This window comes from Pirellulales bacterium (genome assembly GCA_036499395.1).
In the GTDB taxonomy this organism is placed as follows: Bacteria; Planctomycetota; Planctomycetia; order Pirellulales; family JACPPG01; genus JACPPG01.
Map to the genome: position 1 here is coordinate 75,945 of DASYDW010000064.1, position 25,845 is coordinate 101,789.

The window sequence follows — 25,845 nt, forward strand, 5'->3', positions numbered from 1 at the left end:
GGTGCCTCGTAGTTTTCCGACGTCGACGCGCGTCACAGCTTCAGAAAAATATTGTTCTTTTCCATCGTGCGCACGACCAGATAGATAACGCCGAAATAGAGCAAGAACGCCGCCGACACATACCACAGGGGCGAATCGCGCGGGACGAACGGTTCGACGGCATTTCCTACCAGGTTGTGGACGATCCACGCCAAAAGCGCGTTCGAGCCAAACGTACGGAACAGCCCGAGCTGCCACCCCAAGACGTCGCATACGATATAGAACAGCGCGTAAACTACGAGCGCAAATCCGGCAGCGAACGTGTGATAAGACGGTGTGGCGGCGCGTTGGCTCATCATCCAGTAGTTGTGCTTGCGCAGGTCTTCGCGCGGCGGCGGCACGAACGGCGGTTCAGCCCACTGCCATGACCATTCGCGCCAGCGCTCCCCGTCGGGGATGACTGCATCGGTCGCGGTCTCTTGCCCCTTTAACTCATCAACGCGATGTTCCGGCACGTCGTACAGCGTCGTCAACGACGAAAGCCCGTAACCGACCGCCATCAGAATCGCGCCCCAGGCGAACATCCGCGTCACGCGTCCCCAGCCCGTACCCGACATCACGGTGTCGCAGGCCAGAGTGCCGACGATTGTGGGAATCGACCAGGTAAGAAATCCCAACGGACCGCCATCGACACCGTTATGGTAAACCCAATCGAAATAGAACCAATGCGATAAGACAAATTGCAGCGCAACCGACAGCAACATGTAGACCACGCGCACGCTCGCGCGAGCCCGGATCACGGGCGTGATCCATAAACTGGTGGCGGCAATATGCATCAGCGGACTGCCGAACCATCCTTTGGTAATCGGAGTGCCAAGAATCTCCCACAAGCCCAGTTGCGTCAGCTGCTCCCAATTCGCCGCCGGTGAATGCACGCGTTCGACGATCATTGCAACCAGAGCCAGACCCAGTAATCGCTTTACCACATGCCCGTAGGCCGAAAATAGTCCGTCGCTCGTAGCTCGGCGTCCGAAGGTCAGCCGAAACGCAAAGCCCACCGCAAAGAAGAATTGCGGCATGATCGTATCGGCATAGCTGCAATACGTATTGCGATGCTTCAGGATCAGCGGAATCGCCACATACGCGCCGACAAAATTCACGAACACCATGCCGACGACGGTGTACCCGCGAAATTGATCGAGCGAAGCAAGCCGTGCTTTGGGGGCGGGAGCAGTGGACATATTCTTTAGGGGCTAGCGCTGGCCACGCCGCCGTTCAGGGCAACGCAGAGTGCGGGCAGGGGGGGAGGGAGGCTCGTGGGGCAGAACGGCGCGGTTAAGTCTAAACAAAATCAGCCCGCGCGGCAGGCAATACAGTCCTGCGATGTTACACGAGTACAGCGACGCACGAAAGCAGCCCGCGACGATTTCAACCTGCACCCTTCGGCGGTTGATCTTCGGGCGGTTTGCCGTCGATCCAGGGACCGGCCAGATTCATGTGCTCGGGCGGTCGCAACAGGCTGCCGTAATCGCCGGCCTTCCAGCCTGGAACATGCACCGGATGGGCACGGTCTTTCGACATCTTCTCCCAACGCGCGGCCCAGCTTTCGTCCGCCAGCGTTTCGCGTTTTGCCTGCGGGTCGAAGAAAAACGCCTTCCCTTCGCGATAACTACGCGAGCCCAGATTCACGGTCACGATGGCCGCGGCGCCCAGGTCGGGTTGGTTGTTACAAAGTGCCGGATTTTCATCGGCCACCGCGGCCAGGAAATTCTTGAAATGCGCGTAGGTCGTATCGCCGGCCGGGCCGACCTCGATCCGTTCCTTTTGCAACTTGCTGTCGCGCGTGACTTGCGGTCGCTCGGGGATGAAGTCGAAGCCGGTGAATTCCTCGCCGTTGCCAAAGACAAACGAACCGTGATGGCCGCGGATCAATTGCTGAATCGGCGTGGCGTCGCTACACATCGTGGCCGTAATGATCGCCTGGGCTCCCTCGTTGTAGTCCGCGACTACGGTGGCCACGTCCGGCACATCACGTCCGTCGTACTCGAGAAAGATTCCGCCTGCGCCGACCACGCGCCCCGGATACCGCAGGCCGGTCCCCTTCAGCATCGCAGTCGTGCGATGGACAAACAAATCTGTGTACATACCCGAACCAAAGGGCCAATAGCAGCGCCACTGAGCAAACACGGCGCGGTCGAATGGCATGTCGGGGGCTAGTCCCTCGTCGACGCCCAGAAAGCGGCGCCAGTTGATCGTTTGCGGGGTCTGTTCCTTGGTCAGCCCATATTTGCGCCACTGTCCGGTATCGGAATTACGAAAGAACTCGGTCTGGAACTGCAGCACTTTGCCGAGCTTTCCTTCGTCGATCAGTTCGCGACAGCGATCCCAGATCGGCAAGCTGGTCGATTGCACGCCCACCTGCATCACGCGGCCGGTCTCACGCCATGCGTCGACGACGTCCATCGCCTCCTGAATGGTGTGCGTCATCGGCTTTTCACAATAGACATGCTTACCGGCCCGCATGGCGTCGATCGATTGTTTGGCGTGCCAATGGTCGGGTGTGGCGATGCACACGGCGTCGACATTCTTGTCGGCCAGCATGTCGTGGTAATCTTCGTACAACGTGGCTTTGATCCCGGTTTCCTTCTCGATGAAGCCCGTGGCACGCTCTTGATTCTTGGTATAGACGTCCGAGACAGCGACCAGGTCGATGTTGGCGCCGTCTTTGCGCAGCTTGTTGAGCGTTCGGATGTGCGCGCCGAAACCGCGACCTCCCGGCCCGATGAAGCCCAAGCGAATGCGATCATTGGCTCCGGCTGCCCGTGCCGGCGCAGGCGCAGCGATGGTGCTGGCCGCGGCTACGGCCGCGCCCGTGGCGCCGACTTTCAAGAAACCACGACGCGAAACGTCTGATGAGTTATCCACGATCGAGTCTCCGCTCAATGATTTCCGCTTGGAGGGTCGCGCGAATGAACCGGGGTAAGTCGGCACATGCTCGCTGTCGACAGAGCACTATCTTATCTACCGGCCAGAGCGAATGCACGTCTCTGTGTGCCGGACCTAGGCCCCTCCCACCGCTCTTTGCATCGCCCTTTGGGCATCGGCTGCGAAACAACGTTGCAACCTGCGCACCAGGGGAAGGGCGGCGCGCACGAACCATTTCGCAGGGTTCGACATCGCCGTCAGCTCGAACCACACCTGGTCGTCGTGATCGCGCACAACCCAGAAGCGTTCTTCGCCGCACTCTGCATGATCCTGCAACGTGCCGTAAGCAAAACCAAACTGTCGATCGTCAGACGGCGAGTCATGCACGTATACGATCCTGGCCCCGTTGAGCCACCACGCACCGCAGGCGCGAACGAGTACCGCCACATTCGCCCCCGGTGTGATGGCCGAGGCGGCGGGATGTGCTTCGACCCAGCCGAGCCGAAACATCGACCACGCCACAACGGCCTTGCGGGCGCGCGCAAACGTATCCGTACCGTTCCCCAGATGCCCGCGATAGCGATCGCAGTACCAGCCGGCTGGTGCCGTGTCGCGCGTGCATTGCAGTTCGCGGTACGAAAAATCGGCAACCGCTTGCCGCGCTAGGAAACGGCGAATGCCGTCTTCAGTCGGTTTACGTAGTTTTGGCATGCACTCGTGCGTCAGGTCGATGGCCATTGCATGCGCACACCCAGCCGATGATCGGCCGTGGATGCGGCGTCGTTAACTCTCGATCTCGTCTTCGCGGGAGGTGTTCAACCTGGCCGCGATCTGCGCACCGATAAAGGCGGGAATCGGCGCCAGCGGCACACAGGCAAGCGACAGCACAACGGCCGTTGAGCCGGCGGTTCGAACCGCCGCGCCGAAGCCGCGATCGGCCGCCATGACCGCCTGAAACTCGATCGCGAAAAAAACGGTTAGCGGTAACAGAAAGCAAATCCCGGCGGCCACGAATTGCGCGCGCGGCAAAGACCACGCGCGGCGAGTTGCCAAAGCTGCCAGAACAAAACCGATCGTGAATGACACAATCGGCAGCCCCAGAAACAGCAGGGTTTCGCTAGCAGACATCGTGGTTTGCCCCGAATCGCCTTGTCCAGTGTTGGTTTGTCGTTCGTCGGCGACAGCCTGACTATAACGCCCGTTTGGAGCGTATGTTTGCACGCATCCTGCTGCCAGCATAATTGCCCTGGAGCCGTGTCGGCTGTTTCGCTATTCTTCCTGGCCCATTCTTCCGGCCCCGCTGCGCGCCTAGCGCCGTGGGCTAATCTCGTCACTCGCCCATGGAGGGGCACGTGCCGCGCAAGTTTCTATCCTTAGTGATTACGGCCGCGGCGATCGGCTGCGGCGTTTGGTTTCAGCGCAATTTCGAGGTGCATGGCCTCGACCAGGTCACGATCACGCGGCGCGGCGCGGCCGCGGCTGGTGGCGATGGGATTGCTGCCGACGTGCAGCCGACCTCGAATGTTCCGCCGGCGGATCACGCGGCGGGCACGATCCGCATCGCGTCGTTCAATATCCAGGTTTTCGGCGAAAGCAAGCTGGCTAAGCCGCAGGTGATGCAGATCCTGGCCCAGGTTATTCGCCGCTTTGACGTCGTGGCGATTCAGGAAGTCCGCGCCACGACCCAGGACGTCATGCCGCGCTTCTTGCAGTTGATCAACGCCGAGGGGGCCAGCTACGACTTCGTCATCGGCCCGCGCCTGGGAAGAACTTCGAGCAAGGAACAGTACGCCATTATCTACAATCGGGCCAGCATCGAACCGGTGCCCGGCAGCATGTACACCGTGGATGATCCGGATGATCGGCTGCATCGCGAGCCGATGGTATGTGGCTTTACGGTGCGCGGACCGGCGCCCGGCCAAGCGTTCACCTTTTCGCTGATTGACATTCACACCGACCCGGACGAAGTCGCGTCGGAAATGAACGCACTCGACGACGTATTCCGCGCCGTACGCGACGATGGCCGTCGTGAGGACGACGTCATCCTGCTGGGAGATTTGAATACCGACGACGGGCACCTCGGCGAGCTAGGCAAAATGCCGTACCTGGTCACGGCCATCTCGAAGACCCCGTCCAATACGCGTGGCAACAAGCTGTACGACAATATTATCTTCGACCGCCGCGCGACGACCGAGTACACCGGCCGGTCGGGCGTGTTGAACTTGATGCGCGAGTATCAGCTTTCGCTGCAAGACGCGCTTGAAGTCTCGGACCATTTCCCGGTGTGGGCCGAATTCAGCGTCTACGAAGGGGGCCAACGCGGCGGGCCCGTGGCCAGCGCCCCTGGCGGAGAGCGAAGCCGATAGCCATGCCGGCAGCGCTATCGTTCGATGTTCGCCGCGCCACTGCTGTAGATCGGCAGGTGGCGGTAATAGACCTCGAGCATGTATAGCGACAGGCAAGTTACGTACAGCCGCCCCCCTTGATCGCGCACGGCCCAGGCGTCGGGGCTTTTGCCTTTCGGGTCCCAGCTTCCCTTGTCAGGCCCACTCTTCTCTTGATGCTCGACCAGCATGTCGCGCAACGAATCATTCCAACGTTTCCAGTGCGCGCCTCCCATGTGGTGCATGACTTGCGTGCCGTAGTACCAATAGTAGACGTCGCGATCGAGCCAATTCGGTAGATGGCTGCCGATGTAATCCACGCCGGCGACCAGTTTCGGGTCGTATTGGTTCCAGCCGAGATATTGCCGGCACAATAGCGCCTCGGCGGTCATGACATGATCCGGCTGGTGAGTGATCTGATAAGCGTACAGGCTGCCATCGGTCGTCACCTTGTCGAGATAACCGCTGACACGGTCGAGCGTCTCTTTGGGCACGTCGAGGCCGGCCATCCGCGCGCTTTGCAGCGCCATGACGATCCAGCCGGTCACGGATGTGTCACTGTCCATCTTCGGGCGATAACGCCAGCCACCCAGGGCATCCTGGGCTTCGATACAGAACTTGATCGCTTTTTCGGCCGGCAGGCGCAGATGCGAATCCTTCGTCATGCCGTACAGTTCGCAGATCACGATCGAGCATTGCCCTTGCGTGTACAGCCATTCGTTGCCGCGGCTTCCCTGATAGAAGTTGCCGTCAGGGCCTTGAACGTTCAGCAGATGCTTGATACCTGCTTCGACGTTCTTCTTATAGGTTCCGTTTTTGTGGGTATTTCCATGCCCTTGAAACGCCAACAACGCCATGGCCGTGGCGGCCTCGACGTTTTCGTTGTAGGCGCCGTCACGATACGGGCCCTTCAAACTCCACGAGCCATCGTTGCGTTGCTGACGAGCGAGGAAAGCCAGCCCTTCCTGCACCGCCCCTTCGCTGAGCTTGTTGCCGCCGTACGCGCCGAGAAGTGATTGCCGCATTCCTTCTTGCCGGCCAGAAAGCGCCAACCCAATCGTCGGCGCCCGCAGATCCATGGCCGCCGCGGTGCCATCGAGCGCCACATCCGGCTGCTTGGGAGCCGCGAAAGGATCGTCGACCGCCGCCAGGTCCGTGGGCGTGATCATCATCTTGTTAGCATGATCCGGCGCGGTCTTGCCCGAGTAAACGGTGTCGTCGAGCACCTGATCGCCCAGTCGATCGGCGTAAATCGCATCGAGTTCCAGCGTGTCACGTCCCAGCCGCATGCGCGGCGCGGCGAAAATCAGCCCGAGAATGATCAGTAGCAGCATGTGTACCAGCGCACTGATCAGCCACGGGGGCGCGGCTTTGTAGGCGCGCTCTTCCAACGATTCGTCGGCGGCCGGTTCGGTGCGCCGGCCCTGCGGAATCACGGCCGGCGGCCGCGAACCGACCGGTTGAGCGCGGGGCACTTGTGCGGCGCCAGCCACGGTGGCCATCGGCACTGGCTTGCCGCCAGGGATCGTTGGTACCGCAGAGCCCGTTACCGGTCGTTGGAACTGCGCCGGTTGCCCAGCAGGCGGCGACGATGGCGGCTGCCGCGCCGCGGCGCCGCGTACCTGGTCGGTCACGTTCGGGACGGTAAGCCATGACGGAGGCGGTTCGGGGGGCGAACTTGCTGCCGTCGACCGGTCCTGAGCGCTGAACGACGGCGGCGCTGGACGTGTACCTGATACAGGCGGGGACGGAGCATCGGGAATGGGCGGCGGCCCGGCCGGCGCGCGCAAGGGCGTCACGTGCTGGGGCGGACCTTGCATCGGCAAGGATTCCGAATCCGCCATGGGGCTAACCTCTGTCCGTTTCCGTTGGCGCGCGTCGGACCATCACTTGATACTCAACCTGCCGGCGCAGTTTGCCGAACTTCCGAATTGAAAGCCGGTTGCGCGAACTCGAATCTATCGCGGTTCAACTTACCGCGCCGGTGCTCGTCGAATGTGCGCAGGGCTCGCAGCGGGCCTGACAAATCGCCGCCGGCAAGCCGCTAATGTCCACTCTAACAGTGCCCCCAGATGCGGGCAAGAAAGTACAAGCAGCACAGCGAGTTGCGACGATCGACACGGGCCGGATATGAGGACGGCAAAGGCCAAATTGTTACAGCGCGAACACCTGTCGCAACGATTCTGCGGGCGGCGCGGGGGCCAACACGTCGCAAATCCCGCTGGCGTCATCGTCACCAGTTCACGGCGCGACAGGTTTTTTGCACCAGATGATTGACCTGATTGGTCTCGGCGCGCCCCCGAGGATTACTTCCACCATAGCAATGAAAATCGCAAAGGTTGCTGCCTCGACGACAATTTGGGGCGTTTCACCGCACAAATCGGTACGCTTGCCGATGGCCGTATAACGGTGGTATACTCTGAGAGTCGCCCGTCGACGCGAACTCCTCTCAGGGAGCGAACGCCATCGACCGGTGACGCCACCAGAACATGACGCGGGGTGGAGCAGCCCGGTAGCTCGCGAGGCTCATAACCTCGAGGTCGCAGGTTCGAATCCTGTCCCCGCCATTTTCCTGCCCGCGGTTAGTGATGCCACTGACCGCGGGTTTTTTATTGCGCCGTTTATGGATGGGCCGATAACGACCGGGGCGCATTCGCAAGAAGTCACCACACGTACACGGTCGCTAGGCCCGTCCCGTCGTCGGCCGGCTTCGCCGTCACGGCGCCCAGATGCTTGCCATCGTCCGAGAACTGCACGTGGATGATTGAACCGGCCTCCTCCTGCGTGGCGACGCTTCCCATCTTTTGCCCGGTTTCCGCATGCCACAGCGTGATCTTGCGACCTGTTGCGACGGCCACGGTATTGGAATCTGGCGAGCAGGCCGAGGCGGTCACGCGTGATTGCAGCCGCAACAGACGTACGAGCCTGCCACTTTGTGTATCGAAAACACTGACACCAATTGGATAGCTGTTCACAATGAAATAGCGATCATCGCGTGAGAAATACCAGTCCGCGACAAACCCTTCGAGGCCCGAAAGGTCCGTCCAGGCATTCGTCTCGAGGTTGAGGAGTCCTGGACTATTAACGTTAGTGACGGCGAGCAATCGTCCCGTGCTCGACAATGCAGGGCGGACTCTGCCGCCGAAATCATGGCGCTCCTCCTCGCTATACCCGGGCGGACTGTAAACAAAGCCCCCGTCCCCGGTCGCCGTGTTCCAAATCCGCACGCCGACTCCGTCACCGGCCACGGCCTTTGCCCCATCAGCACTCAATCGGACGTCGTGCACTTTGCCGACATAATTCGTCGAGTCTACGATCCGTTCGTTTGCCTCAAGAGTTTGGAACGAGAGCAATTCGCGATCCCCATCCCAGGCCGCGAAGTAACGCAGATCGCTGGCAAACCAATTCGCCGAGAGACCTTCGGATTCAACGTCTCGATCCAGCAGTCGCTGGCCATTGTCGACATTCCAAAGATTGACGTGTCCCTGGTCCGTGTACACGGCAAGCCGGCGCAAGTCAGCCGAAAAGGTGGGCGGGGCGTAGCCCACGGACAGCCTTGTCACCGGACATGACAGCATCGGCGTCGCTCCGCCGCGCGCGTCCAAGTCCCACAGTCGCACAGTTCCGTCGAAACTGGCCGTGGCCAGAGTATGGCCGTCGGGCGCTAGAACCATGTCTTGCACCCGCGCCCCATGCCCGACGAGCGAACGGTTTTCCGTGGCCTCGGTTCCATCGTCCGAGGAATCGCTACTCGGAGTTCGGTTGGCGGACATCACCTTCCAGATCTTCACCGTCCGGTCTTCACCACAGGAAAGCAATTCGGTGCCCCCAGGCCGAAACAGCACTTTAAAAATTCGTCCGCGATGGCCTATCAACGACGGATTCGCTTCTCGCTCGTTAACACCAACGAACCCAATATCGGATTCCAAATTTAGCGCCAGCATTTTATCGCCGGAGGAAAATGCGGCACTCATGACAACCGATTTTGCAAGGATCTTTTGCTGCGACCAATCCGAGGTGTCCCACAGTTGGACTGCGCCGTTGATGGGAGTAGCCAAATAGCGTGAATCAGAACTCCAAATCGCGGCATTCACTGGATCGGGGATATCAAGAGTCGTGACAATCCGCCCCGCCGGGTCCCATATTCTCAGGCCGCCACCATTACCACCACCTGCCAAAAATCGCCCGTCCGGCGAGAAGGCTACGCACAACATAGGCTTCTTCGCCTGCGTTAAGGTGCGGTTGGGCATCCACGTGCGCGTGTCCCACAGCTTGATCGAGCCATCGCAACTAGCACTGGCAAGCGATCGTCCATCGGGCGAAAAATCCAAGTCGTTTGTGCAATTCGCGTGCGCATAGATGGTACGCAGTTCCTCGCCGCTGGACGGATCCCAAAGACGTATAGTGCCGTCGGCTCCTCCCGTGGCGAGCAGCCGGCCATCTGGTGAGAATGCGACGCCGTAAATCTCTCCCTTGTGACCTCGCAGCAACAATCGCTCTCCGGCCAAAGAGCGTTGCAAATGGTACCACTCAAATCCGCGCAGTTTGGCCCGTCGCGTACCATCTTCGTAATGCGCAAGAAGCTTGGAGATATCCTCGACGTCTCCCTGTGCCAGAGCTTGAAATGCCTCTTGCATACGCCCGGCGTAGGCATACTGTTCGTTGACGTCTCGCTCGCGCAGCACGTCGTTGCGATGCTTCTCGCTGTCGGCCCGCGCCATAACGGCATCGACACGGCGCCGTTCCGAAAGCTGCAATTCCTTCGACAGCCGCCAGGAATACAGGCCCGACAAGGCTGCAATTGCCGACCCGCAGAATATTGTTATCAACACGATGGCGGCGATCGCCGGACGACGATGAACCCACTTCCAGAAGCGTTCCGGCAACGACAGCGTTCGTGCTTCGGTGACCTCGCCATTCAAGATACGCCGCAGATCCGCGGCCAGGCGCGCCGCCGAGGGATAACGATGCGACGGTTCTTTCTGCAGGCATTTCAAACAGACGGCTTCCAGGTCGCGCGGAATTCTAGGCCGCAAACTCCGCGGAGCGACTGGCTCGTCCATCACGACCTTGCGCAGGACGTCGGCGTCATTGGCGCCTCGAAAGACCGGCTGTCCCGTAAGCAGTTCGTAAAGAATCGTACCCAGGCCGTAGACGTCCGTGGCGGGGCAAACAATATCGAGGCGGCCTTCCGCTTGTTCAGGGGCCATGTACGCTGGCGTTCCCATGACCAAACCGGCCCGAGTATCGTCGCCAGCGACGTCCTGGATTTTCGCCAGGCCAAAATCCGAGATTTTGGGAATGAACCCCAACGGTCGTTGATCGTCCGTTGTGCCAGATGGCTCGAACGCCTCGAGCAGAATGTTGCCGGGCTTCAAGTCGCGATGCAAGACGCCATGCTGATGCGCGTAATCGATCGCCTCGGCGATCTTAAGAACGATCTCTACAGCTGTGCGGCGCCGGACCGTCCCTCCGCAACCGTGCAGCCAAACGGCCAGGTTCGTTCCCGGGCAATAGGCGGCCGCCAGGTACATGACGACGCCCACCTGTCCCGCCTCGTAGACGGCAACGATATTCGGATGCGTCAAGCGCGCCGCGGCCTGCGCCTCGCGCAGAAATCGTGAGCGCAGATCAGCCGTCAACAGGGCTTCGGGGCGCGGAACTTTGACAGCCACTTCGCGTTTCAAAATTGGATCGCGCGCCAGCATGACGACGCCCAGCCCCCCGCGTCCCAGCTCCCGCACAACCTCGAATCGACCAAACTTCTTGGGCAATTCCGGCTTCGTTGGATCTGTCTCGTTCGGGCAGGACTCGTCGTCCGTCACCTCGATCGCGCGAGAGAAGGACGAAGCCGTGTGCTCGAGCGAGTCCGTGCTTGCATGGAAGAGAAATTCCATCGCGGCTTGCGCCTGATGCAAGCGTGCGCGCGACGCTGGATCCAAGGTGCCGCTGCCGGCAAGCGAAATCGATATCTCGCCCGGACGGCGACGAATCAACTCTTCATCGAAGGCCCAGGCGGCCTTGATGAGTTGGTCGTCGCCCGCCGTTTCGCCCGTCTGCGCGGACAGCTCATGGTTGTTCACGGCGATGCATCTCCCGTTTGAGGCGTTCCACGGCCCGGAACCAAAGCTTTTGCACCGCATCCGTGCTACGATGCATCTGTTGGGCAATCTCGTCCAGCGGGAGTTGTTCCCAGTAGCGCAGCCTGAGTACGCGCTCGTATTCCGGCGGCAAACACCCGAGCAGCGTATCGACGGCCGCGGTCTGCTCGGCAGCTACGACGCGCCGGCTGGGCGTATCGAAGTCTCCCGGCAAGTTCTCCTTGTCGGGAAAGGTCGCCGCGGAATCATCCAAAAAGACTTCGCGTCGGACATCGCGCGCCTGCGCGCTGATGTATCGTTGCTCGGCGACCTGGATCTTGTTCAATAGAATTCCGCGCAACCAAGCCAGCAATTCCCCTTCACTGCTGCCGGCGAAATCCGCGATCTTTCGCTGCGCTTGAATGAACGTCTCTTGCAGCACATCCGACGGGCTGATCTTGGCGCGAAGATCGGGAGTCAATTCCCGATTGGCCACGAACAACAGATAATCGCGCAGTCCAGAGACTAACGCCCCAAAATCTTCGATCGAGCCGGCGCGAGCGGCTTCGATCGGATCACGGCCGTTCGTGCCGGAGAGATTGCCTGACGCTGGCCGGTGCATGCTCAAACATCCCGAAATGTGAGGCGATAGAATGGCCCTCGCAGCTTACCCCTCGATTGGGTCCATGCTAACCCTCAGTCGAGGATGACGCAACGATTTCGTCTCTGCGACGTGGCCCGGCCGCGCCTCACCGCAAATTCACCGCGTGCGTTCAACCGGATACTGTACGGGTGTTAACGGTGGTAGGGGGATTACCCTCTAGCCGCTGTCGAGCCAAGGAGCAGGCTGGGCTCGCGACGTGCCCAAAGAATTTACCGGCCCATCAAGCACGCATCATTACCTGCGCCGGATTGATTGCTTGATACTTCCCTTTATTGGCCGTGATTTCAAAAGCCTGAGGAACGGCCCCGATGCCCGACAACACGTGCGTGATGGTCGGCTTTAAGCTCACGCGTCCTGTCGCCGCCAGTCGCACGGTATAGGCCAGATGGGCTTGTGTGCTGATGTCCGGAAAAATGTAGCGCAGACTGCGCTCGCGCAGCAGATCGATTTCGAGCGGGATCGCACCTCCGTAGAACGAAACGCCAATGATCTTGCCGCCGGAACGCACGGTGTCGATCGCCTGCAACAGCGACCGATGACCAGCAAGACCTTGTCGGGGGCTGCCGCCCGCACATTCGAAAACAACGTCGGCACCGACGTCCTCGGTCAACTGGCAAATCGTCGCGACGACATCGCACTGGTTGGCGTTCAAAGCATGGTCGGCCCCCAGCTCGCGCGAGATCGCACACGCTTCTTCGCGGACGTCCACCGTAATGGTCAGCCCCGCGCCGCACAGTCGCGCGATCTGCAGGCATTCCAGCCCCATGCTTCCTTGTCCCAGAATGACGACCGTATCGCCGACCTGAATCTGCGCAGTCTCGACCGCGGCCACGCTGTCGCTGAGCGATTGCAAGCAGGCCGCCTCGCTATCCGAGATCCGATCGTCGACTTTCACCAGCGCGATCTCGGGCAGAATCGCGATCTCGGAAAAACAGCCTGGCAAATCAAATCCGATAACTGGACCTTTGCGGCAGAGATGGCTGCGCTCCGATTGGCACAATGGACATTCACCGCAAGGTTGTTTGGCGCGCGCCGCGACGCGATCCCCCACGCGAAATCGATTGGCACCGCGGCCAACGGCGACGATCTTTGCGCAGAATTCATGGCCGAAAAGTTGGATCGGCGCCTCGGTTTCCAGGCGGCGTTTCACGCGCTCGTATGCCAGCGTGGGTATGCCAAGCGCCAGTTGGGCCTCGGTCACGCTCGGTTGCACGCACAAGGGCTCGACCAACACGTGTCCCGGCGCGCACTCCGGCTCGGGTACATCATCCAACCGCAGATCGCCGAAGCCGTAAAATCGCCAGGCTTTCATCGCGCAGTTCCACCTTCGGTTCAATTATCTATTGCGGACAAATTTTTGTAACGTATGGCAGTCTGGTGCCACCATCCCTCGTCGGCCACCGGCGGACCACACAACCTCGGCCACGTAGATGCTTCCCGCGGCGTCGACCCAGACATCGTGCGGCGCGTAGAAATCTCCCGCGGCGCAAGGATTGGTTCCGCCTCCCCAACGTGCCTTGAGCGTCCCAGCGCTGTCGAAGATGCTTAGCCGTCCCCCCGGGGCATCACTCGGAGCCGATGTACCCGGCCACATGCCTGCCCGATAACCGAGTTCGGCGACGTAAATATCGCCGGATTCGTCGATGAACACCTGGCAAGGCCGTGCCACGTCGGTCCAAGCGCTGAGAAACTCGCCATCGGGCGTGAATAGTTGCAGACGGCTGTTTTCGCGATCAGCTACATACACGATGCCTTGCCGATCGATGGCGATGCCGTGAGCCACGTGAAACTGACCAGGGCCGTCGCCCGGCTCGCCCCAGGAGCGCAACAGTCGGCCCATCTCATCGAATTTATGAATTCGCGCATTGCCGTAACCGTCGCTGACGAAGATCTCGCCCGTCGCGGCAAGTGCCACGTTCGTAGGAAAGTGAAACGGCGCACCCACGCGCTCGATCGTGCGATAGTCAACGCTCGTGGCGCCTGTGTCCGATGGCGCGCCGCTTGTGCCCAGTTTGAGCAATAATCGCCCCTCGGACGTGAGTTTTCGCACCGTGTGATCTAAATCATCAGTGCAATAGATGGCATCATCGGGACCGATATGAATTCCATGCGGCCGGGCAAATACTCCTTCGCCCCATGATTCCAGAAATACGCCATCACGATCGAAGATGGCGACCGGATGCGTGCCACGGTTAAAAACGAAAACCCGTCCGCGCGAATCGGTCGCGACGGCCGTGACTTCTTGCCACGTGACGTGCGTTGGTCGCTGCGCCCAATCGGCAACCGCGGTGTAGCCGAAATCATCGCAGGTAAGGTGAGTGCTGATGGCGGAACCCTTGATCATTGAGCGCGACCGGGATGCATGGCGGGCGGTGTCAGGAATTCTAATTCAGATTCCGCAGGAATGCACAGTCATGAGGAGGAACTACGCCCCTGCAAGCCGGTCGTGACATTTACGGCCGATGCGAATAGCAGGCAGCTAATTCGCGGCGTGCTCGAACAAGTCTTCCAGCGTCAACGACGGTTCTTCGTCGCCGGCGGTAAAGAACAGTGGTTCGTCGAGCGGTGAAAGGTTGCCCAGATGGCTTTCGGCAATGCGCGTCCAGGCGGCATCAATGGCTTGCTTCTGCCGGCCGTTCATCTTCCACGAGAGAGGGGTAAAGTAATCATCCCACTCTTCGGTCGTGGGCTTGAAGACCAACTTCGCGGCATGACTGACGCCGGCATGCCCGGGAAGCGTGAAGGCGAATTTGACGGACGCGATTTGCAGAGGTGGCTGGTATCGATGCTTGCGCTCGCGCAGTGGATGGGCGTCGGTCGGCGTTGCCGATTCCGGCACGCTACCCAGCGGCGTGACCTCACCCGTCTTTTGACGGCGCACGAGGTTGTGCGTCACGGCAAAAGGTTCAAGCCAGCGGCGCATTGTCGTGTGCTCGCCGTCCGCAGCATCAGTCTGCGCCGCCTGTCGGCGGCCAGCACGATCGGCCCAGCGGCGCACTTCCGCGATCAGCATGGCTTGCATTTGGGCCGCCTCCCATTCGCCGCGTTCGGACTGCGAAGATTCACGCACCTGCGTCAGCAACTCCAAAGGTCCGGTCAGTGCCCGGCGCCACGCCGAACTGGAAACCTGATCTTCAAGCGCCGCGTCCTGCGCATCGTAAGTCGTACGAGGCTGCGGCTGCGCGCCCGCGAACGGCAAAATGCGCACGATTAAGATGCGGTCAAATGGCGGGGATTGGTCATCTTCGTCGTCAGTCTGAAAATGCGAGAGCAACTGCGTGAGCGCTTGAATCACGGTGAGAATACCTTCGTTCTCGGCGTAGCCGCCATCGGCGAACGGCACGCGCGGGTAGGGCTCGCCATCGAAGACAGGCCGGCAGATCGGCGCCACGTACGAGAATGTCGCTGACAGCCGCGCTGCCGAAACAACGCTCAAGTCCCAATTGGGATAAGCCTGCACCAGCTCTTCCGGATCGCAGATACGTCCGTTGTCGCGCTCGATCAATCGGATCGGCGTCCAGAGAAAGCGGGCACCTGTGCTGCCATTGGTACTATTGAAAACCGGAATCGGCGCCCCCGATTTTTCGACATCATGCAGCGTGCGGCGCATCGTATAGTTCGATGCGTCATGATGCGCAAGACGGCTGGACCACAAATCTTCGAGCACGCTCCCCCGATCTCGCAATAAACCAGGCCACACGCGCCGCACCGGTAGAATCGTCGGCACAAGGTCATAGAACGCGATGCCCCAGGCCGTGGCTTCGAGGCTCGAAGCTCGTGCGCTATCGTTGATCGTATCGATCGTGGCCTGCGTAGCGGCGGGCGATGTCGCGCCAGTAAGCTCCGCGTACCGGTCCAGGTAGTACATCAAACCCACGCTGCCCCCCGAAACGCCGCTGACCAGCCGCACGCTACGCGTGAACGGAATGCCATAACGGCGATGCAGCTCGGTCATGACCTTGGCCGTCCAGGCCGTGGCTTGAATGCCGCCGCCGGCCGCCGCGACGACCACGAGTGTTCGCTTTCCATCTTTGCTGCGCGGAAGCGCGAGAGGGTTCTGGTCATCGTCGCCGGGCTGCCATTGTCGCACGACGTCGTACAGTGTCGGCGGCTCGGGGGACGTGGCCCCGCGCCGCTGCATGTTGAAATAATGATCGTTCCGCGACGCCAGGCTTAGCAGCACGCCCGCGGTCAGCAGCACGATCGGCACCGGCAGCCGGTAAAGATCGAGACAGAACGCTGCTGCCGTCAGCAGCACACCGGCGATGATCAGAATCAAGATCACATAGAACAGCACCGGCACCATTTCGTTCGTTGGCTTGACAGTGAAATACACGGTCGCATAACCGACGAGCGCCAACAGCAGTGTGAAAAACAGCTGCGCATGACCCGGGCGCAGACGATAGATCGGCGGATCATCCTTGTGCATCGTGTCGTCGACGACCTGCTCGGCGTATCCGGTGCTGGCCTTTAACAGATGCGCCGCGACACCGTCGAGCGCAGCGACGACGCGCGTGCCAACCAGGCGACGAAATAGTGCGTCGCTGGGCAATAACTCGGCCGCCGTCAATTGATGCCCGATGGCAAAGCGGGCCGTCCCGCTCGCCACGATCAGCAGCAGTGCCGCGGCGCCGACGCCCCCCAGAACCGCCAGGCCCGAGTGCTCGACGATTTCCACAAGCGACGGCGCACTTCCAGTATTGCCATAGGGAGTAGCCCAGGCGCAGACCAATGGGATCAAAAGGCCGATCGCAAGCCATAGCGTGATCCACATCGCGGACCAGGCGAAGGTGAATGACGGACCGTCAAAATCCCAATCGGGGCAATCGGGAAAGCGATCCTTGGCGTTCAGCAGCGTGACCCGAGCCTCGACCATCGCAAGCGCCACCGCGACAAGCGACAGCCAGGTAAGGTGAAACATCTGATGCTGGCCGTCGACCAGAAATACGTTTCCCAGAATCGTATTGGTGCGAAACTGCCAACCGAGAAACGCCAGCAGCACAAGCGCAGCCGGCACCAGCAAGGCGTAGCGGATAAAAAATGCCAGATGCACGAGTCCAGGTAAGAACGCGACGCTCCGCGGAATGTCGCTCTTCGGCATGAGGCACCTCCGTGTGCATGGGCTGCGTTCTTAATCAACGTCGGTTGATCTGCCCAAGAGCGCGAGCCTGATCGTTAGGATACCATCTACCAATCCCCCACGCTGCCATCAGCATAGAATGTGCGTTGCGGCAGCTCTTGTTGGAAGGGGTGTTTTTTGATCTCGGCTTCGTTAATTTCAATTCCCAAGCCGGGCTTCGTGCCGGGGCGAACGATTCGACCCTTGGGCTCGACATGAAAACCTTCGGTGACCACATCCTGCCGCCACGGAACGTCCAGGTGGACCGATTCGCAGATGATGTAACTAGGCGTGGCGAAGCCGAACTCCAGCGAGGCCGCGGTACTGACGGGCCCTTGCGGGTTGTGCGGTGCTAGCGAGACGCGATACGCCTCTGCCAGCGCCGCGATGCGCCGTGCTTCGGAAAGTCCGCCCGTATGCGTGATGTCGGGCTGGGCCACGCTAAAAGCGCGACGCTCGAAGAATTCGCGAAAGGCGTGGATGCCGATCAGCCGTTCCCCCGTCGCAATCGGCGTTCGCACTGCGTGCTGAATGTCGGCCATCGCCGCGGGAGCTTCGGGCCAGCAGGGTTCTTCCAGCCAGTACAGCTCGTACGGTTCGAGCGCCTTGGCAAAAAGCAGACCCATTCGCGGCGAGGGGCGCGCGTGACAATCGACCATCAGATCGATGCCGTCCCCCACGGCGTCACGCATCGCGCGCACGCAGGCTTCGGCATAGCGGATCGGCCGCAGCCCCTCGAGCGGCATCGTCTCGGGCACGCCCATCGTCTTCATCGCGGTAAAGCCCTCATCGACGGCACGGGCCGCGAGGTCCGCAAACCGCGCTGCATCTCCGGGAGCCGATTCGTACATGTCCTCCATCTTCCCACCGCCCAGGTGGCAATAGGTGCGGATGTAGTCTCGCACTGGCCCACCCCACAGCTTGTGGCAAGGAACGCCGTGAATTTTGCCCACGATGTCCCACAGCGCAATGTCGATGCCGCTGATTGCGGTGCCGCGTACGACACCATTGCCGTGCCAGAAATGTTGACGAAACATCATCTGCCACAGGTGCTCGACGCGCGTCGGATCCTCGCCGATCAATAGCGGCGCAAGATCGTCGATCGCGCCCACCACGGCGCGGGTGTGCCATTCGAGTGTTGCTTCTCCCCAACCCCACAGACCCGGCTGATCCGTCAAGACTTTGACGAAGATCCAGTTCCGCATCCGAGCGTGACAAACGTGCGTTTCGATGGCAGTGATTTTCATGTTTTTGTGGTCACGTGCGGAGTACTTCAAGTAGGGTGCCCGGCGGGCACCGCTCAAACGTTGCGGCGATCGGTGCGGATGGCGCACCGATCGCCGCGAGCGCGCGTTTAGGACACGAGCGTAGCACCTGTCGACACGACGACCAAGAGTTAGCCGATTTGTGTTGACATGGAGCGCCACGGCCAGTCAATTGGCGGCCGGATGCCGCTGGCATCGTGCGAGCGAGATAGCGCAGCATCGGCCTCGAAGGGACCATTCGCCGGCAGTACTTGTCCCATGCCCGATCGCCATACTGTCCCCGAATCCCTGCCGCGAATGCGTGTCGCGATCCGTTATCTGGTGCTGGCTTGGCTCTGCCTGGCGGCGGCGCTGGCTTACGGTCAACGCTTTCTGCTGGGACTCTGCGCCACGCTGGTACAAGCCGACCTGGCACTTTCGGACCAGGCCATGGGTTGGGTGATGGGGGCCTTCTTCATCACATACGCCGCGTTTCAGATTCCAGGCGGTTGGTTGGCCAGTCGTTGGGGAAGCCGCGCTGCGCTGGCCGCGTGCGTGGCGGGCTGTTCGCTCTCGACTACGATGACAGGTGCCGCCTTCGGCGCTGCGTCGCTGTTCCTGTTGCGCTCGGTGATCGGCATCGGGCAAGCGGGCATCTTTCCAGCTTCGACGGCCACGATCGCGCGCTGGTTTCCACGTACCGAGCGCGCCATGGCTAGCGGCCTGCTAACCGGATTCATGTCCGCCGGCGGCGCTGCCGCGCTCGCCTGCGGCGGTTGGCTCCTAAAGCACGAGTACGTTGGATGGCGCAGCGCGTTCGTCCTCGTCGGCGTGCCCGGCATTGCCTGGGCTGTGGGGTTCTATGCCTGGTTTCGTAATCGGCCCGAAGAACATAAAAGCGTGCGCGCCGCCGAGCTCGCCACGATCCAAGCCGGCAGCGACGAACCGGGCTCGCGCGATGTGGTCACCGAACCGACGCCCTGGCTGGCGCTCGCGACAAGCATCCCGATGTGGTTGATCGCCATGCAGCAGTTTTTTCGCGCTGCCGGGTATGCGTTGTTCGCCAGTTGGTTTCCGAAATACCTGCAAGAGATGTACGGGTCTTCGATCGAAGCGGCCGGCTTTCTGACCAGTATTGCCGTTGTCGCCGTGGCCATCGGGTCGCCGGTCGGCGGAGCGTTTTCGGACTGGCTGCTGGCGCGTACTGGCAGCCGGCAGCTCAGCCGTAAGGGAACTGCGATCGTCACCATGTTCCTGTGCGCCGGTCTGTTCCTGGCGGCGGGCCTCGCCAGCGGAGCGCAAACGGCGATCGTCCTGATCACGGCCGCAAATTTTTTTGGCGCGGTCGCAGGCCCGGTCGCCTACGCGATCACGATCGACATGGGAGGCCGGCACGTCCCAACCGTTTTCAGCATTATGAACATGGCAGGAAATATCGGCGCCGCGGCGTTTCCCGTGGTCGTCGGCATACTCGTACAGTGGAGTGAACGCTGGGACTGGATTCCGTTATTCATGGCTGGCATTTATGTCACCGGTGCGGTCTTCTGGCTCGCTCTGGATACCCGCGGAACGGTGTTCGAGAATAGCGAAGCTTCGGCGGTCGATTGACTCGTCGGCGAATCGACCGCCGAGAGGTTGTCAAACGTCGGCGTGCGGTGACAATACGCTAATGCCGAAGCGCAAACAAAAGATCGAGGTGCCATCGCCGCGCGATCCTAATCCGAGTGTCGAATTCTTGACCGTGGCCTGGATGCTGTCGGTGATGACGGCACTTGTGTGCGAATTGGGATTCGTCGCGGCGCGGGGCTACCTGTTATTGGTTGACAGCAAAACGGCAACGATCCAGGCCCTGGCCGCGATGCTGTTGTTCGCGGCCCTCGTGATTGGGCTAGTCTCGCTGGGCTTGATGGTCCTCGTCGTACGCATGCGCCGCGTGACGCCACCGCGCGGGATTTTAGTGTTCGCTGCCGTGGTGTCATTGGTACCTGTTGCGGCGATGATTGTGAGACTGCTGTCTGGCAGCCTGATCGCCACACCGTGATGCGCCTGGAATGAATTCCGTGAAAACGACAACCGAGACCGATTATTCCCGGCAGGAACATCACGAGTTTCTGGCGGCCAGCCAGGCGGCGCTCACCGACGAAAGTCTGCAATCGTCGCTGTCGCTGCTAGGCTCGACGCTGGGGCACCGCAATAGCGAGGCATTCGCCGCATTTCCCGCCTCGGCGCAGTTGCGCGAGAAAGCCCGGGCGATCAAAGACGCCACGCTGGCCGAGTTGGACAAGCATCTCGAAACGCTCGAAGCGAGCGTAAAGTCACGAGGCGGTCAGGTACACTTCGCCGCTGACGGGGCAGATGCTTGCCAAATCATTCTCAATATTTTGACAAAAGCGAACGTGCGTCGCGTGGTCAAAAGCAAGTCGATGACCAGCGAAGAGATTCACCTCAATCCGGCGCTCGAGGCCGCCGGCATCGAGCCCGTGGAAACCGATTTCGGTGAATACATCATCCAGGTTGCGGGGCAACGGCCATCGCACATCGTGGCGCCAGCCATCCATTTGCGCGCGTCGCACGTGGCCGACATTCTCAGTCCCGTGGCTGGCGAGCGACTGCCGCCGGATGCCACGGAATTAGCAGCCTTTGCCCGCAAACGGCTGCGCGAGGCATTCGCCACGGCCGATGTCGGGATCACGGGTGCGAATTTCGTGGTGGCCGAAACGGGCACGGTCGTGCTGTTGGAGAACGAAGGGAATATTCGCCTCTCGACCGGGATGCCGCGTGTCCATGTCGCGGTGGTAGGAATCGAGAAAGTCATCCCGCGCATGGCCGACTTGCCGGTCTTCTTGAAGATCCTGGCCCGCGGCGCCACGGGGCAGAAGATGTCGGTTTATACCTCGCTGATCACCGGCGCGCGCCGCCCTGGCGAACTCGACGGTCCGGAAGAATTCCATTTGGTGCTTTTGGATAACGGACGCACGAAGATTCTCGGCGGACCACTGCGCGAAAGCTTGTTTTGTATTCGTTGCGGGGCCTGCTTAAACGCTTGTCCGATCTTCCGCAATATCGGCGGACACGCCTACGGCGGCATCTACTCCGGCCCGATCGGCGCTGTACTTACTCCGCTCTACGACGGGCTGGCCGCGAATCATCACTTGCCGCACGCGTCGAGCCTGTGCGGCGCCTGCCAGGCGGCCTGCCCGGTGAAAATTGCCATTCCCGAAATGCTCATCAAGCTGCGTGAGCAATTGCACCATGAGCCGGGGGAGTCAGGACGCATCGAAGCGCTCGCATATCGCGTGTGGGCCCGCATGATGCGCAGCCCGACACTCTATCGTCTGGGTACCTGGCTAGCGACGCGGACCGCCGGACGCATCTGGACCAGTCGCTGGATGAGCAAGCTGCCGGGAGGATTGAACGGCTGGACCGTCAGCCGCGACTTTCCGGCCCCTGCCGCTGAGCGCTTTCGCGATTGGTGGGAACGCGAAGGAAAAGGAGGCCCGACGTGAATCGCGAGGAGTTCCTGACTCGGGTGCGGACTGCCGCAGCAGCCGGTCGGGCCTATCGTGTTAATGCCGACGCGACGATTCCCAACGAAGCCGGCTACGTTGGCGGCGGCGATGATCTGCCGGCGCGCTTGGCCGCCGAGATCACGGCCGTCGGCGGACAAGCCACGCTAGTGAATGATTTGTCCGGCGCGCGCGAGGCGCTCGCGACAGTCGTCGAACAGTACAAGCCGCGAACCGCGTTTTGCTGGCAGCATCCGGTGCTGGATGCACTCGCGCTGGACGAATACTTAAACGAGCGGGGAATCGGCAAGTTATCGCAGCAAGGTCTGGCCGCGCTTTCGCCAGCAGAACAACGCGCGAAGATACTGGCGGCCGACATCGGCATCACGAGCGTCACGTATGCGATTGCCGAGACGGGCAGCCTGGTAATGATGGCCCAGACGGGGCGCGAGCGCTTGGCGAGCCTGCTGCCGCCGGTACACGTGGCGATCGTCGAGCGTAAACAAATCCTGCCGGATCTGTTTGATCTGTTCGCCGAACTACGCGACGAGGGTTACGAGAACCTGCCGAGCAATCTTGCGTTCATTACCGGCCCCAGCAAGACCGGCGACATCGAATTTACGCTCACCACGGGCGTACACGGACCGGGCAAGTGGCACGTGATCGTGGTCCGCGCGTAGTCGCCGCGCGGGCGTTGCATACATGCCTATTCGCCCTGCGGTCGAAAAGGCATGGCACCACCTTGTAGCGACAGTAGTGACAACCGATCGTTACGACGCCTTCTTCGACCCACTCGGCTTTTCGCTGGTGGCGTGTCGGTGGGCCTGATCGGTACGCAGCTCGCGTGGTCCGTCCAAAATCGGCAGCGACATCGGCTTGGCCGGCGCTGCCGCCGGTGCAGACTGCGTGGTCGCGGCCGGCGGAAGCATCTCGGCAACTTGCTTCGCGAATTTTCGTCCCACGCCCAGGTACTGCAGCTTGGGCCACAACATGTGGGCATTGCTGGTCAGCCATTCCCAACGGAAGAAGTACCGCATGAAGCACTTGGCATGCCAGAACTGCACCTGCTCGGGCGTCAGGTTCTTGTACTTCATCACCGGCGTATAGACGTTGTACTTCGTGAAGTCGAAGTCCGCGATCTCGCTCTTCACCTGCGAGAAGAACTCAGTGCCGGGATAGGGCGTCACGATATTGAAGTTGGCGTACGTCGGATTCACGCCCTTCGCATAAGCGAGCACATCGCGAATCGAATCGACGTTGTCTTCCGGGAAGCCAATCATGAACCCGGCCACGGTGCGGATGCCCAACCCGCGACACAAGGTGACGAAATCACGTTGCTTGTCGTCTTTGATCGGGGCGCGTTTGTACTGGCGCAGCGTTCCTTCGTCCGGAGTTTCAATTCCGACGGTAATGGCGGTCAGCCCGACTTCGCGCAGGATGCGCAGCGTCTCGGGCCTTAGCAGATCGATGCGGCTCTCGATCGAGAATTCGATCTTTCGCGGCAGCTTGCCAATCAGCTCGGCCAGGCGGATCACTCGCTTGCGATCCAGACCGAATAACGGGTCGCGAAATTTGAACGAGCGGAACCCATATTCCTGCATGCCGTGTCGCAACTCTTCGAACACGCTTTCCGGCGTGCGGAACCGCGTCGTATTCTCAACAATGATGTACGGGCAGTAGTTGCAGGTGAACGTGCAGCCGCGACTTTGCTGGACCAGGCCAGTCGGAAAGCGCGTGAAATCGTAGCCGATCTTGAACTTCGACGGCCCGAACGGCGACCAGTCGGGAAACGGCAGATGATCCAGCTCGCGCACGCTGCCGACGTTGACGACACGCGTCGTGGCCTCGAGAACCTCGTCCAACTTCCACAACAGCATGTCCGACTCGCCGCGTACGATCGTCACATCTAGGCCGTCAAAGGCTTCGGGCAGCGCGTAGGCAACCAGGCCGATGACCAACACCTTGGCCCGGGGATTTTTGTCCAGCACCTCGCGCATCGCGGCGATTTCGAGATGCAGCGTAATCAGCGACGGGTTGAAGACGTACATCTCGGCGCCCGAGGGTACGGCATCTTCCGAGTACTCGACCGTATGCCCAAGCTTGCGAAAAATCGCGGCCAGATAGGCGAAATTGAGCGCCACTGGGCGGCGATCGCGTTTGTAGGCCCAGCGAATCACGCGGCCACGAAAGCCGCCGAAACCATGATATTGGCCCACACCGAAGCCGCCGGCGAAATCCTTCGCGACGTCCAGTTGGCGAGTGTCCCACAAGACAACGTGCATGGCCATTCTCCGGCTTACAGGAACTTCTTGAGTTGTTGGCGTGGCTGGGCGTGAAACATGTCGAAGACTTCTTGCGCCTGATCGATGCGCACGCCGTGTGGCAGGTCGAGCTTCGGCGGCCCAGTCAGCAGCCGAATTCGCCCTCCTTGATAAATGCGATACGAATTGCCGCGCCAGGTGATGTGCGAGCCGACGGCGGCAGACAACATCATGGCCGCATTCACTAGCCCCGTGAGTGGCGCACACCAGGCGTCGAACAAGGTTGCGCCGCGCAAGGCGACGAAGCGGTCGCCGAAATAGGTTCGAGCGGTCGCGCGTCGCATGTATCCGCGGCCGACGTTCAGCGCATACCAGGCGAGGCAAAACGAGGCAGGAATCCACGTCCAGGACGCATCGCTCGCAGCGCCGTACAGGGCTGCCAGCAATCCTCCCCAAAACGCGGCTGCCGTCGTGACAATGGCAGCGAACCCAATGCACCACGTCCGCAGGGCATACGTTCGTCCGATGACGTACTGGCGACGCAAGAATTCGAGCATTTGCGAAAAGCTCAATTCCAGCGGCGAAGGGAGCATGCAGGCCGGCTCGAATTCGACGCGCATCCGCGCCGCGCGCAGCACACGCGAAGCCACGAGATCATCGCTGAGCGTTCCCTGCCACGCCGCCCGCAGACCGCACGCTTCGAATTTATCGCGCCGAATGGCCCAGGAGCCGCCCCACACCAAACCGCGTGAATCGGCGCGGTACATCACCGCGGCACAAGCGTTGATCGCATATTGGATGTAGTTAGCCAGCGACGGCCGCGTGGGAACAAACCAGCGATAGCCGGTTGCCGCCGCGGCCTGGCCGTTATCGAGTCGTTGCACAAGGAAACGCAACCAGGCCGAATGCGGGCGCGCGTCGGAATCGACGAACGCCAGGATTTCGACCTCGGACGGTAGATCGACCGTACCGGCCAATAGGTTATGGACCTTCTGTCCCGTGTCGCTCGCCTTTCCAGAGACGAGCAAACGAACCGGCACACGAGTGCTCTCGGTCATCAGGCGGCGGATCGTCTCGCAGGCCGAATCTTCGGCGCTTTCGACAAGAAATACGACCTCGTAGTTCGTGTAATCTTGCTCGAGCAGCGGGCGCAGGTTGTCAGCCAGGCCGACATCGATCCCCTTGCACGGCGCGAGCAGGCGCACGCGCATGTTCATCGGGGTCGTGCGCCCGTTGCGCAGACGACTGCGTGCAAAGCGGCGATGCTCGTAGGTCTGCAGCGTGAGCAACAGGGCCTGTCCGAGCGTGCCGGTCGCCAAGACCAGCCATACAAGCAGCAGTGGACTCATCGAGTCAGAGAACCTTCCGTGGTTTCTAAACGCCGTTTTGCATAAGCGGCGCATCTCGCACTTCCGTGTGCGGTATAGCGCCGATGGCCATCGCCCCCAGGCAGCGGAGCGGCAGGATACTCGTGTTATGGTCGATGGGTCAATTGAACCGCCGGATTACGCTACTGCTAGCGTGGTGTTGACCGCAACTCGCTTGCTAGCGATGCCAGCGGCCTCGTCGCGGTAATCTCGCCGCAACCGGAAAATTTGTCCATCAGCCCAATCGGCTGGCGCATGGGCACAACTTGAGAAGAACAAGGGATCGGGCTGAATAGGGAGCGCTCTCGCGGGATAC

At 60.9% G+C, this 25,845-nt stretch carries 18 protein-coding genes and 1 tRNA gene; 6 read left to right on the plus strand and 13 right to left on the minus strand.

Going from position 1 to position 25,845, the window contains the following annotated elements:
• Positions 1-32: 32 nt before the first annotated feature.
• The 4 genes from VGN12_11510 to VGN12_11525 form a co-directional block, all read right to left on the minus strand.
• On the minus strand, positions 33-1,220 hold the full coding sequence (locus VGN12_11510; GenBank protein ID HEY4310070.1) for a heparan-alpha-glucosaminide N-acetyltransferase domain-containing protein: 1,188 nt from the start codon (positions 1,218-1,220) through the stop codon (positions 33-35).
• A gap of 187 nt (positions 1,221-1,407) precedes the next feature.
• Positions 1,408-2,904 (minus strand): Gfo/Idh/MocA family oxidoreductase, encoded by a 1,497-nt coding sequence (locus VGN12_11515; GenBank protein ID HEY4310071.1) that lies wholly within the window; start codon positions 2,902-2,904, stop codon positions 1,408-1,410.
• A 135-nt stretch (positions 2,905-3,039) separates the two neighbouring features.
• A complete protein-coding gene (locus VGN12_11520) occupies positions 3,040-3,642 on the minus strand; it encodes a DUF1990 domain-containing protein (protein HEY4310072.1) in 603 nt (200 codons plus the stop codon).
• Between the two features lie 45 nt (positions 3,643-3,687).
• A complete protein-coding gene (locus VGN12_11525; GenBank protein HEY4310073.1) occupies positions 3,688-4,032 on the minus strand; it encodes a hypothetical protein in 345 nt (114 codons plus the stop codon).
• Positions 4,033-4,256: 224 nt separating this feature from the next.
• On the opposite strand from VGN12_11525, the gene VGN12_11530 reads away from it, so the two are divergent.
• Positions 4,257-5,270 carry an endonuclease/exonuclease/phosphatase family protein gene (locus VGN12_11530; GenBank protein HEY4310074.1) on the plus strand — a complete coding sequence of 338 codons (1,014 nt, stop codon included), beginning with the start codon at positions 4,257-4,259 and terminating at the stop codon, positions 5,268-5,270.
• A 14-nt stretch (positions 5,271-5,284) separates the two neighbouring features.
• On the opposite strand, the gene VGN12_11535 is transcribed toward VGN12_11530, so the two are convergent.
• Complete coding sequence (locus VGN12_11535; GenBank protein ID HEY4310075.1) at positions 5,285-7,132, minus strand: squalene--hopene cyclase; 1,848 nt, start codon at positions 7,130-7,132, stop codon at positions 5,285-5,287.
• 649 nt (positions 7,133-7,781) lie between these two features.
• Here VGN12_11535 and VGN12_11540 point away from each other — a divergent pair.
• Positions 7,782-7,855, plus strand: a tRNA-Met gene (locus tag VGN12_11540).
• Between the two features lie 96 nt (positions 7,856-7,951).
• Here the strand turns inward: VGN12_11540 and VGN12_11545 are convergent.
• The 6 genes from VGN12_11545 to dgoD form a co-directional block, all read right to left on the minus strand.
• A complete protein-coding gene (locus tag VGN12_11545) occupies positions 7,952-11,371 on the minus strand; it encodes a protein kinase (GenBank protein ID HEY4310076.1) in 3,420 nt (1,139 codons plus the stop codon).
• Positions 11,358-11,990 (minus strand): sigma-70 family RNA polymerase sigma factor, encoded by a 633-nt coding sequence (locus tag VGN12_11550; protein HEY4310077.1) that lies wholly within the window; start codon positions 11,988-11,990, stop codon positions 11,358-11,360. Before VGN12_11550 ends, VGN12_11545 begins: the two co-directional genes overlap by 14 nt.
• Before the next feature lie 262 nt (positions 11,991-12,252).
• Positions 12,253-13,344, minus strand: coding sequence for an alcohol dehydrogenase catalytic domain-containing protein (locus VGN12_11555; protein HEY4310078.1), 1,092 nt, complete (start codon positions 13,342-13,344; stop codon positions 12,253-12,255).
• Between the two features lie 24 nt (positions 13,345-13,368).
• Positions 13,369-14,376, minus strand: a complete 1,008-nt coding sequence (locus tag VGN12_11560; protein HEY4310079.1) for a peptidyl-alpha-hydroxyglycine alpha-amidating lyase family protein — start codon at positions 14,374-14,376, stop codon at positions 13,369-13,371.
• Between the two features lie 135 nt (positions 14,377-14,511).
• Positions 14,512-17,133 carry a hypothetical protein gene (locus VGN12_11565; protein ID HEY4310080.1) on the minus strand — a complete coding sequence of 874 codons (2,622 nt, stop codon included), beginning with the start codon at positions 17,131-17,133 and terminating at the stop codon, positions 14,512-14,514.
• A gap of 86 nt (positions 17,134-17,219) precedes the next feature.
• Positions 17,220-18,398: a galactonate dehydratase gene (dgoD, locus tag VGN12_11570; GenBank protein ID HEY4310081.1), complete on the minus strand. Its 1,179-nt coding sequence runs from the start codon at positions 18,396-18,398 to the stop codon at positions 17,220-17,222.
• A 315-nt stretch (positions 18,399-18,713) separates the two neighbouring features.
• Here dgoD and VGN12_11575 point away from each other — a divergent pair, with 315 nt between their 5' ends.
• The 4 genes from VGN12_11575 to VGN12_11590 all read left to right on the plus strand — a co-directional run bounded on the left by VGN12_11575 (position 18,714) and on the right by VGN12_11590 (position 22,581).
• On the plus strand, positions 18,714-20,003 hold the full coding sequence (locus VGN12_11575) for an MFS transporter (protein ID HEY4310082.1): 1,290 nt from the start codon (positions 18,714-18,716) through the stop codon (positions 20,001-20,003).
• A gap of 61 nt (positions 20,004-20,064) precedes the next feature.
• Positions 20,065-20,436, plus strand: coding sequence for a hypothetical protein (locus VGN12_11580; protein ID HEY4310083.1), 372 nt, complete (start codon positions 20,065-20,067; stop codon positions 20,434-20,436).
• A gap of 19 nt (positions 20,437-20,455) precedes the next feature.
• The gene (locus VGN12_11585) at positions 20,456-21,901 is read left to right on the plus strand and encodes a LutB/LldF family L-lactate oxidation iron-sulfur protein (GenBank protein ID HEY4310084.1); all 1,446 of its coding nucleotides are present in this window, start codon (positions 20,456-20,458) and stop codon (positions 21,899-21,901) included.
• Positions 21,898-22,581, plus strand: a complete 684-nt coding sequence (locus tag VGN12_11590) for a lactate utilization protein C (protein HEY4310085.1) — start codon at positions 21,898-21,900, stop codon at positions 22,579-22,581. The genes VGN12_11585 and VGN12_11590 overlap by 4 nt, the downstream gene beginning before the upstream one ends.
• 90 nt (positions 22,582-22,671) lie before the next feature.
• Here VGN12_11590 and VGN12_11595 read toward each other — a convergent pair whose 3' ends face one another.
• Together VGN12_11595 and VGN12_11600 are read right to left on the minus strand one after the other, a co-directional pair.
• Positions 22,672-24,183 carry a radical SAM protein gene (locus tag VGN12_11595; protein ID HEY4310086.1) on the minus strand — a complete coding sequence of 504 codons (1,512 nt, stop codon included), beginning with the start codon at positions 24,181-24,183 and terminating at the stop codon, positions 22,672-22,674.
• Between the two features lie 14 nt (positions 24,184-24,197).
• Complete coding sequence (locus VGN12_11600; protein ID HEY4310087.1) at positions 24,198-25,511, minus strand: glycosyltransferase; 1,314 nt, start codon at positions 25,509-25,511, stop codon at positions 24,198-24,200.
• Positions 25,512-25,845 lie beyond the last annotated feature (334 nt).